This window comes from Rhodoligotrophos defluvii (assembly GCF_005281615.1).
Classification (GTDB): Bacteria; Pseudomonadota; Alphaproteobacteria; order Rhizobiales; family Im1; genus Rhodoligotrophos; species Rhodoligotrophos defluvii.
In genome coordinates this window covers 734,532-747,206 of record NZ_SZZM01000002.1, presented here as the reverse complement: position 1 = coordinate 747,206, position 12,675 = coordinate 734,532, and the positions used below count along the sequence as shown (strand labels likewise).

Here is a 12,675-nt window from a genome sequence, read left to right as displayed (position 1 = left end):
ATGGGCATCCTGGAACGATTGAAGTGGCGGGCCACCAGGCCGGTTTCACCGGCAGCGACCGCGCCCGAGGAAAAGCGCAGCGCGACGGGTCCGCTCATCGCCCTGCACATGCAGGGGCAGCCGGTATGGACCCCCCGGAATTATGCGAGCCTCGCGCGCGAAGGCTATGCGCATAACGCGGTGGGCTATCGCTGCGTGAGGATGATCGCCGAAGCCGCGGCCGCCGTGCCCTGGCTGCTCTACGACGGAAACGCCGAGGTCAACCGCCATCCGCTGCTCGACTTGCTGACGAGCCCCAATCCGGTCAGCAGCGGTGCCGACCTGTTCGAAGCCTTCTACGGCTACCTGCAGACCGCCGGCAACAGCTATCTCGAGGTGGTCGCCGTCGGCGGCCGCCCGCGCGAGCTGCACGTGCTGCGGCCGGACCGCATGCGGGTCATTCCCGGCAGCGACGGCTGGCCCGAAGCTTATGCCTATACGGTGGACGGGCAGACTGTCCGCTTCACCCAGCCGGCGCGCGGACAGAAGCCGATCCTGCACCTGAAGCTGTTCAATCCCACCAACGAGCACTACGGCCTGAGCCCGTTCGAGGCGGCCGCGCACAGCGTGGACGTGCATACCGCCGCGGGCGCCTGGAACAAGAGCCTGCTGGACAACGCGGCGCGCCCTTCCGGCGCGCTCGTCTATGCCGGCCAGGACGGCGCCGGCAACCTTTCGGAAGAGCAGTTCGCTAGGCTGAAGCAGGAGCTGGAGACCTCATTCCAGGGCACGGCCAATGCCGGACGGCCCCTGGTGCTGGAAGGCGGGCTCGACTGGAAGAGCATGAGCCTGAGCCCGCGCGACATGGACTTCATCGAGGCCAAGAACACGGCTGCCCGCGAGATCGCGCTGGCCTTCGGCGTGCCGCCGATGCTGCTGGCCATTCCCGGCGACAACACCTTCGCCAACTACGCCGAGGCGAACCGCACCTTCTGGCGCCAGACGGTGCTGCCCCTGGTGGGGCGTACGGCACGGGCCTTGAGCCAGTGGCTGGCGCCCAGCTTCGGCGAGGACCTGCGGCTCTGGTACGATGCCGACCAGATCGAGGCGCTGGCCACCGAGCGCGAGGCGCTGTGGTCGCGCATCAACGCCGCGACGTTCCTTTCGGACGACGAGAAGCGGGCCGCTGTCGGCTATGGGCCGCGCCAGGCGAGCAGGCCGTCCGAATAACCGCGGGCGGTCGGTGCTGCCAGCTTCTGGGCAGGCCCCCTCTTCGATTTTCCACAGGACATCATCCATGAATTTCGAAGCCTCGCTTCGCGTCGAGGGCTATGCGAGCCTGTTCGGCCGCCCGGACAGCGCCGGCGACGTGGTGATGGCCGGCGCCTTCGCCGCAAGCCTCGCCCGCCGGCCGCCGGCCGCGGTGAAGATGCTGTTCCAGCACGACCCGGCGCAGCCCATCGGCATCTGGACCGATATCCGCGAGGACCGCCATGGGCTGAAAGCGAGCGGCATGCTGGCGGCGGGCGTCGCGCGGGCGGAGGACATTGCCCGGCTGATCCGCCTCGGCGCGCTCGACGGCCTGTCCATCGGCTTCCGCACGGTGCGCGCCGCCCGCGACCGCGCGACCGGGTTGCGGCTGCTGAGGGCGGTGGATCTCTGGGAGATCTCGATCGTCACCTTTCCGCTGCTGAGCGAGGCCCGGATCATGGGGCAGCGGCAGCCTGCTCCAGTGCCGCTTCCCATGACCACCGCGGCGGCCATCCGCGCCGCGGCCCGATCCTTCCTGACCTGATCATCTGCCAAGCGAGGACAACCATGATGCGAGATCTGGACCACGGACCGTTCGAGACCAAGGTCGCCATACCGCCATCGGCGGATATCGCGGCCGCTTTCAACGGCTTCATGCAGGCCTTCGAGAGCTTCAAGGAGGCCAATGACGAACGCCTCGCGCAACTGGAGCGGCGCATGACGGCCGACGCCGTGACCAGCGAGAAGGTGCAGCGGATCAACGGCGCGCTGGACGAGCAGAAGCAGCGGCTGGACGAGCTGGTGCTCAAGGCCGCCCGGCCACGCCTGGGCGCGAGCACTGCGGAGGACGGCCTGCCTGACGCCCGCGCGGCGGAGCACAAGGCCGCCTTCCACGCCTATGTCCGGAAGGGCGAGACCACCGGCCTCGCCGGGCTGGAGGCGAAGGCGCTCTCGGTCGGTTCAGGGCCGGATGGCGGCTATCTCGTGCCCGAGGAGACCGAGACCGAGATCGGCCGGCTCATGGCCGAGATCTCGCCGATCCGCGCCATCGCCAGCGTGCGGCAAGTCTCCGGCGCGCTTTACAAGAAGCCCTTCGTGACGACCGGCGCCGCCGCGGGCTGGGTGGCCGAGACCGGCACCCGCAACCAGACCACCTCGCCCACGCTCGCCTCGCTCGAATTCCCCACCATGGAGCTCTATGCGATGCCGGCGGCAACCCAGACCCTGCTCGATGACTCAGCCGTCAATATCGACCAGTGGATCGCCGAGGAAGTGCGCACCGTGTTCGCCGAGCAGGAAGGAACGGCCTTCGTGACCGGCGACGGCAGCAACAAGCCGAGGGGCTTCCTGGATTATGCCAAGGTCGCGAATGGCGGATGGAGCTGGGGCAATCTCGGCTATCTCGCCACCGGCGCCGCGGGCGATTTCGCCGGCACCGATCCGGCCGACGTGCTGGTCGACCTGGTCTATGCCCTCAAGGCGGGCTACCGGCAGAATGCCCACTGGGTCATGAACCGCAAGACTCAGGCGGCGATCCGCAAGATCAAGGATCTGGACGGCAACTATATCTGGCAGCCCGCCCTGCAGGCGGGCACCCCGGCAAGCCTGCTCGGCTTCCCCGTCGCGGAGGCGGAGGCGATGCCCGACATGGCCACGGACAGCTTCTCCGTAGGCTTCGGCGACTTCCGCCGCGGCTACCTGATCGTCGACCGGTTGGGGCTACGGGTGCTGCGCGATCCCTATTCGGCGAAGCCCTACGTGCTGTTCTACACGACCAAGCGGGTCGGCGGCGGCGTGCAGGATTTCGACGCGATCAAGCTCATCAAATTCGGCACGTCCTGATCCCCGCCTCCCCCTCGACAGGGGCGTGCCGAATGTGGGGCGCGGCCAGCGGGAGACCGTTTGCCGCGCCCCCTCCATGAATTTGAGAGCACGTTGTCGGAGACGACCCATGATGTCGGTTCCCAATTCACCGCCGGCGGTCGAACCGGTGAGCCTCGAGCAAGCGCGTGGCCATCTCCGCGTGGATGGCGCGTTCGAGGACGAGCTGATTGCCGCGCTGATCACCTCTGCCCGCATCCACCTGGAAATCGCCACCCGGCGTATATTCATCACCCAGGGCTGGTCGGTGTTCCTGGACGACTGGCCCAAGGACGGCATCATCACGCTGCCCATCCGGCCGGTTCAGACGGTCGACCGGGTCCTCGTCTACGGCGACGACGGCGAACCCGAGCTCGTCGACCCCGCGATCTATGTGGCCGATACGGGCGTGTTGCCTCGGCTGAAGCCGCGCACCGGCAAACAATGGCCGCGCCCGGAACGGGCCTTCCGCGGCATCGAAATCGAGGTTACCGCCGGCTATGGTGACGAGCCGGAAACGGTGCCCGCGACCCTGCGCCAGGCGATCCTGCAGCTCGTCGCCCACTGGTACGAGAACCGCGAGCCGGTGGGCCTCGGCGACCAGCCCTTCGAGCTGCCGGCCATGATCAAGGCGCTGATCGCCCCGTACCGGGTGCTGGCGCTGTGACCCGCATCGGCAAGCTGCGCCATCGGCTCAGGCTGGAGCGGCCCGTCCGCGTGAGCGACGGTACCGGCGGCGCCGAGGTGACTTGGCAGCCGGTGGCAGCGGTCTGGGCGGCGGTGGAACCGGTGCGCTTCGAGAACGGCGTGAAGGCGGAGAAGATCTCGGCGGCAGTGACGCACCGGATCACCATCCGCTACCGGGACGACGTGTCCACCGACATGCGGTTGATCGCCGGCACCAGGATCTTTGAAATCGACAGCGTGCGGGATGATGCCGAGCGGCGGCGACACCTCACCTGTCTCGTGCGGGAAAGGCTCACCCCATGAAGATCGAACTGCGTATAGCCGGCCGCGAGCGGCTCGCAGCGCGCCTCGCCGAGGTTCTGGCCAGGATCAAGGCAGCGGCGGCAGCGAAAAACGAGGAGGGCAGGCGATGAGCACTGTCGCCGCCCTGGCGCTGCAAAAGGCGCTGTTCAGCCATCTGAGCGCCAATGCGGGGGTGACCGATCTCATCGGTCCCGACGGGATCGCCGATGACGTGGAGGAGCGCCGGCCGTTCCCCTATGTCACCATAGGCGAGATCCGCACCAGCGACTGGAGCACCCAAAACCGCCGCGGCCACGAGCACCACGTAACCATCCACGTGTGGTCACGGGCGGCCGGCCGCCGCGAGATCCAGACCATCATGGGCGCGATCGACGAAGCGCTCGACGGCCCACTGCCGGCCCTGACCGGTCACAGGCTCATCAACCTGCGCCCCGTCTTCTGGCACGCCCTGCGCGACCCGGATGGCGTGACCTATCACGGGGTCGTCCGGCTGCGCGCCGTGACCGAGCCGCTGGCCCAGGACGCCTGACACGCAGCCTCACTGAACGGATGCATAGGAGAGGACCATGACGGCTCAACGCGGCCGCGATCTGCTGCTCAAGGTGGATCAGGACGGCAATGGTGCATTCCTGACCATCGCCGGCCTGCGCACCCATTCGATCGGGCTCAATGCCCGCACGGTCGACACCACCAATGCGGACTCGGTGAACCAGTGGCGGGAGCTGCTGGCCGGCGCCGGGGTGAAATCAGCCAGCATACGGGGCGCCGGCATCTTCCGGGACGAAAGCTCGGACGCGATCGCCCGTTCTTATTTCTTCGCCGACACGATCCGCGACTGGCAGGTGATCGTGCCCGATTTCGGCACGATCGAGGGCAAGTTCCAGATGACCGCCCTGGACTATGCCGGTCAACACGATGGCGAGCTGAGCTTCGAACTGGCGCTCGAATCCGCCGGCCCGCTCACCTTTACAGCGGCATGAGCGGCACGATGGTCAACCGACACCGGGGCGAGGTCGAGGCGGTGCTCGACGGCCGGCCGTACCGGCTATGCCTGACCCTGGGGGCACTCGCCGAGCTCGAATCCGCCTATGGCGGCATCGACCTGATGCAGCTCGCCCAGCGGTTCGACGGCGGCCGGCTGCAGGCGACCGATGTGATCAGGATCATCGGGGCGGGCCTGCGCGGTGGCGGCGCAGAAGTCGACGATGCGACAGTGGCGCGGATGACCATGGAGGGTGGCGCCGCCGGATTTGTGAGGCTGGCGGCAGCGCTGCTGCAGGCAACGTTCGGAGCCGATGATGGTGCCTGACAACCGGGCCACATCAGGGTTCCCCTGGCGGCGATTGATGGCCTTGGGGCTGGGCGTGCTCAAGCTGCATCCCGCCAGCTTCTGGTCCATGACCCCGCGCGAGCTCGGCGCGGCCCTCGAAGGCGCCGGCGTGCTGCCGCGGGGCGCAGACGCCCTCGACCGCGCCACGCTCGACCGCCTGATCCAGCGCTATCCAGACCAAGGAGCTGATCATGGCAGAGGAGATTGAGGGGTTAAACGTCTCGATCGCGCTCGATTCGACCCAGTTCAGGAAGGACCTAGAGGAGGTGGGGCGGCTCACCGCCGGCTTCGAGCGTTCCATGGCGCGGGTCTTCACCAATGCGGCAATCAGCGGCCGCAAGCTGGATGACGTGCTGCGCTCGCTCATCCTGTCCCTGTCGCGGCAGACCCTGACGGCGGCGCTACGGCCGCTGACCCAGGGGATCGGCACCGCGCTCACCAGCGCGATCAGCGGCCTCACCGCCAATGCGCGCGGCAATGTGTTCACGGGCGGGGTGCTCAAACCCTTCGCCGATGGCGGGGTGGTGAACGGCCCGACCCTGTTTCCCCTGCGCGGCGGCACGGGGCTCATGGGCGAGGCGGGGCCGGAAGCCATCCTGCCGCTCGCCCGCGGCGCAGACGGCCGCCTCGGCGTGCGCAGCGACGGGGCGGGCGCCCGGCCGATCCACATCACCTTCAACGTAACCACCCCGGACGTCGCCGGCTTCCGCCGCTCGCAATCGGAGATCGGCGCCATACTGGCGAGAGCCATGGCCCGGGGCCAGCGCAATCTGTGACAGCCGAGAGCAGCCATGACCTTTCATGAGGTGCGGTTTCCCACCAGCATCGCCTTCGGCTCGTCGGGCGGGCCCGAGCGGCGCACCGATGTGGTGACGCTCGCCTCGGGCGGCGAGGAGCGCAACGGCCGCTGGGCCCATTCCAGACGCCGCTACAATGCCGGTTATGGGGTGCGCTCGCTGGACGACCTGCACGCAGTGCTCGCCTTCTTCGAGGCACGCGGCGGCCGCCTCTACGGTTTCCGCTTCAAGGACCATGCGGATTTCAAATCCTGCGCGCCCAGCGGCAATATCGCGCCGACTGATCAGCAGCTCGGCACCGGCGATGGCACCCAAACCATTTTCCAGCTGGTGAAGCACTATGCATCGGGCCCTGTGAGCTACATCAGGCCCATTGCCAAGCCGGCGGCGGGCACGGTGCGGGCGGCGGTTGCCGGCATCGAGCAGAGCCTGGGTGTGGACTTCACCGTTGACGTGACAACCGGCCTCGTGACCTTTGCGGCGGCACCCGTGGCCGGTGCGGCCGTGACCGCGGGCTTTGCCTTCGATGTGCCGGTGCGCTTCGATACCGACATGCTGGACATCAACCTGACCGCCTTCCAGGCCGGCGAAATCCCCAACATCCCGCTGGTGGAGGTGCGGACATGAAAGCCTTGAGCCCGGATCTGCAGGCCCATCTCGGCAGCGGCGCCACGACGCTGGCCTGGTGCTGGAAGATCACCCGCCATGACGGCGTGGTGATGGGCTTCACCGACCATGATCTGGACCTGGTGGTGGCTGGGGTCACCTACCAGGCCGGTACCGGCTTCACCGCGGGCGAGATCGCGTCCGGCCTGGGGCTTGCCGTGGACACCATGCAGGCAGAAGCGGCCTTGAGCGCGGACGCGATCACCGAAGAGGATATCGCCGCCGGCCGCTATGATGACGCGCAAGTGGAAATCCTGCGGGTGAACTGGCGCGATCCCACCCAGTGGGTGCTCATGCGCAAGGGCAATCTCGGCGAGGTGAGCCGCAGCGGCAAAGCCTTCACCGCCGAGATCCGCGGCCTGGCCCATCGGCTCAATCAGCCCCGCGGGAGGCTCTATCAGTTCACCTGCGACGCGGTGCTGGGGGACGAGCGCTGCCGCTTCTCGCTCGATACGGAAGGGTTTCGCGGCTTCGGCAGCGTGGCCGCCGTGCAGGCGAACCGCAGGCTGGATGCCGGCGGCCTCGCCAATTTCCCCGGCCGCTGGTTCGAGCGCGGGCGCCTCGTGTGGACCACGGGTGCGAATGTGGGAACTGTGTCCGAGGTCAAGACGCACCGGCTGGAAGCGGGCGCGGTGTTCCTGGAACTGTGGCAGGCGCCTGCCGGCACCATCGCCCTTGACGACCAGTTCATGGTCGAAGCCGGTTGCGACAAGCGCTTCGCCACCTGCCGGGCGAAATTCGCCAATGCCGCCAATTTCCGCGGCTTTCCGCATATGCCGACCAATGACTTCGTCATGGCCTATCCCAATCCCGGCGATGCCAATCTCGACGGCGGCGGCAATTTCTCCGGCGAGTGAGGCAGTCATCGCCGCGGCGCGGGCCTGGCTCGGCACGCCCTACCGCCACCAGGCGAGCCTCAAAGGGATTGGCTGCGACTGCATCGGCCTTGTCCGCGGTGTCTGGCGCGATCTCGGTGGCCAGCCGCCGGTGGCGCTGCCCGCCTATGCGCCGGACTGGGCCGAGACCGGCGGCCGCGAACTGCTGCTCGACGGCCTGGCACGGCACCTCGCATCCGTGCCCGTGGATGAATGCCGGGCTGCCGCCGTGGTGGCGTTCCGTTGGCGCGAGGGCGCCGTCGCCAAACACGCCGGCATTCTCACCGCATCTGACCGAATGATCCACATCCACCAAGGCATCACGGTCAGCGAGGTGCATTTGAACCCCTGGTGGCGCAAGCGCCTGGCCGGGGCTTATCTCTACACATTGTGAGGGGCATATGGCGTCGATCCTGCTGACCACGGCCGCATCCGCCTTGGGCTCGTCCTTGGGGCTGAATGCCGTCGGCCAAGCCTTGCTGAATGCCGGCGCGGCCATTGCCGGCAGCGTCATCGACAACGCTCTGTTCGGCGGCGGCGGCACGACCCGCATCGGGCCGCGGCTGACGGAGCTCGACGTGCTCTCGGCGACCGAAGGCAGCCCGATCCCCCGCGCCTATGGCCGCGCCCGCCTCGGCGGCCAGATGATCTGGGCGACCCGCCTGGAGGAGGAGATCGACAAGGACAAGGACGACGTGGGCGGCGTGTTCGGGGTCGGCGGCCAGACGATCACCACGATCAACTACCGCTATTACGCCAACTTCGCCGTGGCCCTGTGCGAGGGCGAAATCGCCCATGTGAACCGCGTCTGGGCGGACGGCAAGGAGCTGGACCTCAACAACATCAGCTACCGCGTCCATGCCGGCAGCGAGGACCAGCTGCCGGACGCGCTCCTCGAGGCGAAGGAAGGGGCGGGCAATATGCCGGCCTATCGCGGGATTGCCTATGTGGTGTTCGAGCGCCTGCCGCTGGAGCGCTTCGGCAACCGTATCCCGCAGCTGAATTTCGAGGTGTTCAAGCCGCTGCCCGGCCGAGTGGAGGAGCGGATCCTCGGAGTGAACCTGATCCCCGGCGCGACCGAGTTCGGCTATGAGCCGCAGGCAGTGAAGCAGGTGAGCACCGGCAGCTGGGGGGCGATCTTCGTCGGCCCGGAGAACCGGCACGTGACCGCCGGCACGAGCGACTGGAGCGTCTCGCTCGACCATCTCGCGGCGCTGCTGCCGAACCTCAAATCGGTGAACCTGGTGGTGGCCTGGTTCGGCGACGACCTGCGCTGTGGCAGCTGCACCGTCCGCCCGAAGGTCGATAATGCGACGAAAGATACCATGCCGATCCGCTGGCGGGTTGCGGGCCTGGAGCGGCAAGACGCTGAGGTCGTATCCCTGATCGCGGGTAGGCCCGCTTATGGCGGCACACCGAACGACGCATCCGTGATCGCCGCGATCCAACAGCTCAAGGCACGCGGCTATTATGTGATCCTGCTGCCGTTCCTGATGATGGACGTGCCGGCGGACAATGCCCTGCCGGACCCGCATACGGGCGGCACCGGGCAGCCGGCCTATCCCTGGCGCGGCCGCATCGCCTGCGACCCGGCGCCGGGGCAGGGCAACGCGCTTCTGACGACGGGCGACCTGAGCGGCTGGACCCTATCGAATGTGAGCCGGATGGCCGCTGCCGGCACCATGCCCGACGGCATTGCCGGGGAGCGGGTCACCCTGACGGACAGCTCAGGCGCGGCCGGCGGCTTCGGCGCGTGCTCGGCCGATCTGCTGGCCGGCAAGCGGGTCACGGTTTCCGCCTATGTGCTGCGGGATGAGGCCGCCGCCCATTTCCCGGCGCTGCGGGTGATGACCCGGCTCGGCACCCACACCGTCACCCTCCGCTACAATCCCGACACCGACCAGCTGAATGTGCTGACCGCCGGCGCCGGGCTCGTCGCGCACGCCCACGGCATGGAGTCGGCCGGCGACTTCCGCCGGCTGTGGGTCGATCTGGAGGACCCCGGCGGCACCATGCTGCGCGCGGATCTGTTCCCCGCCTTCGGGTTGAAGACGTCCTTCCCCGCCACCAGTGCCGCGGCCACCGGCTCGGCCAGTTTTGCTGGCCCGCAGATTACCCGCGGTCGTGGGCTCAAGCCCTATTGGATCAATCTGGGCACGACACCGCTGATCGCCGACTTGACGGCGGAAGCCGCCGCCCAGGTGGATGTGTTCGTGGGCACGGCCGGCCCCGGCGACTTCTCGGTCGATGGCAGCCGGATCGACTATGCCGGGCCGGCGGAATGGTCCTACCGCCGCTTCATCCTGCACTATGCCGCCCTGGCCAACGCCGCGGGTGTGGACGCCTTGCTCATCGGCTCGGAAATGGTCGGCTTGAGCCAGGTGCGGGACGCGGCGGGGCAATATCCCTTCGTTCAGGCGCTGATGGGCATCGCCGCCGATGCGCGGACGATGCTGGGACCGGCGGTGGCGATCGGCTATGCCGCCGACTGGTCCGAATATCACAGCCACCGGCCGGACGACGGCTCCGGTGACGTCATCTTCCACCTCGACCCGCTCTGGGCCGATGCCAATGTCGATTTCATCGGCATCGACAACTACCTGCCCCTGTCCGACTGGCGCGAGGGCCGCGATCACCTCGATTACGACCCGGAGGCGGGCATCTTTTCGATCTATGACCATGATTACCTCGAACGGGGCATCGAGGGCGGGGAATATTACGACTGGTACTATGTCGACGAGGCGGCGCGCCGCGCGCAGCTGCGCACGCCCATCACCGACGGCGCCGGCAAGCCCTGGGTGTTCCGCAACAAGGATATCCGCAGCTGGTGGGACAATCCTCATTACGATCGGCCGGGCGGCGTGGAGGCGGCCTCGCCCACGGCCTGGGTTCCGCGCGCAAAACCGTTGCGCTTCACCGAATGCGGCTGCCCCGCCATCGACAAGGGCACCAACCGGCCGAACCTGTTCTTCGATGCGAAGTCGTCGGAATCGGGTATTCCGCCCTTCTCGACCGGCGGCCGCGACGACGAGATCCAGCGGGCCTATCTCGACGCCATGACCCACTATTGGGACCCGGCATCGGGGAACAACCCGGCAGGCCCCTATGGCGGCGCCATGGTGGATGCGGACAAGACCTGTGTCTGGGCTTGGGACGCGCGGCCGTTCCCGACCTTTCCCATCGACCGCTCGGCCTGGGGCGACGCGGAGAACTGGCCGCAGGGGCACTGGATCTCCAGCCGGGCGACCGCGGTGTCGCTGGCCGACCTGGTGCAGGCGCTGGGCGAGGACTACAGCTTCGACAACTTGGACACGTCAGAGCTGCATGGCACGGTCGACGGCTATGTGCTGGACAGCACCATGTCCCTGCGCGAGGCGCTGGAGCCGCTGGGCCTAATGTTCGGCTTCGATGCGGTCGAGGCCGGGGCCAAGGTCCGCGTGTTCTCCAAGCGGGGCACGAGGCCGGTGGCGGTGCTCGATCAGCACAGGCTGGTGGAGCAGGGACAAGGGGAGGTGCTGACCCTGACGCGGCGCCAGGAGACGGAGCTGCCGGAGGTGGCCAAGCTGCGCTTCATCGAGGGGCAGGCGGACTACCGCACGGCCGCGGTCGAGGCGCGGCGGGTCGCGGGCTTCAGCGCCCGGGTGGCCGAGGCCGAGGTGGCCGTGGTCATCGACCAGGCACGGGCGCAGAACGCCGCCGAGACATGGCTGCAGGACCTGTGGGTGGCGCGCGATCTCGGCACCTTCGCCCTGCCGCCGTCGCTGCTCGCCCTCGAGCCCGGCGATCTCGTGACGGTGGCCTATGATGGGGAACCGGCGCGCGATTTGCGCATCAACCGCATCAGCGAGCTGACGAACCGTGCCTGCGAGGCCCAGGCCTTCGACGAGGACGTGTTCCACGCCGCCTATGCGGCGCCCCGCCACGGCCGGGCGATCTCGGCCAAGCCTGTGAATGCGCCACGCGCCGCGCCGGCCCTGGCCCTGCTCGACCTGCCGCGGCTTAGGGACGGCGAGCCCGACCATGTGGGCTATGCCGCCGCCTTCACTCATCCCTGGCCGGGCGCCGTCAATCTTTACCGTTCGGCCAGTGGGCAGGGATACAGCCTGAACCGTGTGCTGGCGGCGCCCGCCGCTGCCGGCGAGACCGTCGCCCCCTTCGGCGCCGGCCCGACCGGCCGCTGGGACAACGGCAATGTCCTGGAGATCCGCCTTTACGACGGGCAGGTGCAATCGCGGGATGATCCGACCGTGTTTGCCGGCGCCAATCTCATCGCGGTGGAGAGTGCCGCTGGGCGATGGGAGCTGCTGCAATTCGCCTCCGCGGAACTGATCGCGCCCAAGACATGGCGGCTCACCCGGCTCTTGCGGGCGCAAGCAGGCACCGACGGCGAGATGGCGGACATCGTCGCACCAGGCACCCGCTGCCTGGTGATCGATGCAGCGGTGGTGCCGGTCAACATGCAGGCGGGCGACATCGGCCTTGCCTACCACTACCGCGCCGGCCCGGCCGGAGACGACCTCGGCGGCGACACCTATACCGAACAGCAGCACGCCTTTTCGGGGATGGGCTTGAGACCCTTGAGCCCCGTGCACATACGCGGCCGCAGGCTCGCCTCGGGGGATGTGGAACTCCGGTGGATCCGGCGCACACGCGCAGGCGGCGACAGCTGGCACATGGTCGAGGTGCCGCTGGCGGAGGAAAGGGAAGCCTACGAGATCGACGTCCTCGACGGAGCCGATGCCGTGAAGCGCACCATCACCGCCCCGCAAAGCCCGGCGATCTATACCGCCAGCGCGCAGCTCGCCGACTTCGGCAGCCTGCCAGGAAACCTGACCGTCATGGTCTACCAGATCTCGGCGGCTGTCGGACGCGGCACCGGCCGCAGGGCGGCAGTCCAACTCTAAGGCATGGACCTGACATGGGAATC

14 protein-coding genes are annotated in these 12,675 nt (G+C 68.2%); all 14 read left to right on the top strand.

Features of this window, described 5'->3' with window-relative positions; genetic code table 11:
* The 14 genes from E4P09_RS12595 to E4P09_RS12530 all read left to right on the top strand — a co-directional run bounded on the left by E4P09_RS12595 (position 1) and on the right by E4P09_RS12530 (position 12,652).
* Positions 1-1,209, top strand: coding sequence for a phage portal protein (locus E4P09_RS12595; RefSeq protein ID WP_137389938.1), 1,209 nt, complete (start codon positions 1-3; stop codon positions 1,207-1,209).
* 67 nt (positions 1,210-1,276) lie between these two features.
* Positions 1,277-1,774, top strand: coding sequence for an HK97 family phage prohead protease (locus E4P09_RS12590; RefSeq protein ID WP_137389937.1), 498 nt, complete (start codon positions 1,277-1,279; stop codon positions 1,772-1,774).
* 26 nt (positions 1,775-1,800) lie between these two features.
* Positions 1,801-3,072: a phage major capsid protein gene (locus tag E4P09_RS12585; RefSeq protein ID WP_428977711.1), complete on the top strand. Its 1,272-nt coding sequence runs from the start codon at positions 1,801-1,803 to the stop codon at positions 3,070-3,072.
* 109 nt (positions 3,073-3,181) lie between these two features.
* The gene (locus E4P09_RS12580) at positions 3,182-3,757 is read left to right on the top strand and encodes a head-tail connector protein (RefSeq protein WP_170984396.1); all 576 of its coding nucleotides are present in this window, start codon (positions 3,182-3,184) and stop codon (positions 3,755-3,757) included.
* On the top strand, positions 3,754-4,080 hold the full coding sequence (locus E4P09_RS12575; protein WP_170984395.1) for a phage head closure protein: 327 nt from the start codon (positions 3,754-3,756) through the stop codon (positions 4,078-4,080). Before E4P09_RS12580 ends, E4P09_RS12575 begins: the two co-directional genes overlap by 4 nt.
* A 106-nt stretch (positions 4,081-4,186) precedes the next feature.
* On the top strand, positions 4,187-4,609 hold the full coding sequence (locus E4P09_RS12570) for a DUF3168 domain-containing protein (RefSeq protein WP_137389933.1): 423 nt from the start codon (positions 4,187-4,189) through the stop codon (positions 4,607-4,609).
* 37 nt (positions 4,610-4,646) lie between these two features.
* A complete protein-coding gene (locus E4P09_RS12565) occupies positions 4,647-5,060 on the top strand; it encodes a phage major tail protein, TP901-1 family (RefSeq protein WP_137389932.1) in 414 nt (137 codons plus the stop codon).
* 8 nt (positions 5,061-5,068) lie between these two features.
* The gene (locus E4P09_RS12560) at positions 5,069-5,389 is read left to right on the top strand and encodes a gene transfer agent family protein (protein WP_137389931.1); all 321 of its coding nucleotides are present in this window, start codon (positions 5,069-5,071) and stop codon (positions 5,387-5,389) included.
* Positions 5,376-5,618: a rcc01693 family protein gene (locus E4P09_RS12555; RefSeq protein WP_338049005.1), complete on the top strand. Its 243-nt coding sequence runs from the start codon at positions 5,376-5,378 to the stop codon at positions 5,616-5,618. The genes E4P09_RS12560 and E4P09_RS12555 overlap by 14 nt, the downstream gene beginning before the upstream one ends.
* On the top strand, positions 5,602-6,186 hold the full coding sequence (locus E4P09_RS12550) for a phage tail tape measure protein (protein ID WP_137389930.1): 585 nt from the start codon (positions 5,602-5,604) through the stop codon (positions 6,184-6,186). The genes E4P09_RS12555 and E4P09_RS12550 overlap by 17 nt, the downstream gene beginning before the upstream one ends.
* Positions 6,187-6,201: 15 nt before the next feature.
* A complete protein-coding gene (locus tag E4P09_RS12545) occupies positions 6,202-6,834 on the top strand; it encodes a DUF2460 domain-containing protein (RefSeq protein ID WP_137389929.1) in 633 nt (210 codons plus the stop codon).
* The gene (locus tag E4P09_RS12540) at positions 6,831-7,730 is read left to right on the top strand and encodes a DUF2163 domain-containing protein (RefSeq protein WP_137389928.1); all 900 of its coding nucleotides are present in this window, start codon (positions 6,831-6,833) and stop codon (positions 7,728-7,730) included. The genes E4P09_RS12545 and E4P09_RS12540 overlap by 4 nt, the downstream gene beginning before the upstream one ends.
* Positions 7,690-8,142: an NlpC/P60 family protein gene (locus E4P09_RS12535; protein ID WP_137389927.1), complete on the top strand. Its 453-nt coding sequence runs from the start codon at positions 7,690-7,692 to the stop codon at positions 8,140-8,142. Before E4P09_RS12540 ends, E4P09_RS12535 begins: the two co-directional genes overlap by 41 nt.
* 7 nt (positions 8,143-8,149) lie before the next feature.
* The gene (locus E4P09_RS12530) at positions 8,150-12,652 is read left to right on the top strand and encodes a baseplate multidomain protein megatron (protein ID WP_137389926.1); all 4,503 of its coding nucleotides are present in this window, start codon (positions 8,150-8,152) and stop codon (positions 12,650-12,652) included.
* Positions 12,653-12,675: the final 23 nt, after the last annotated feature.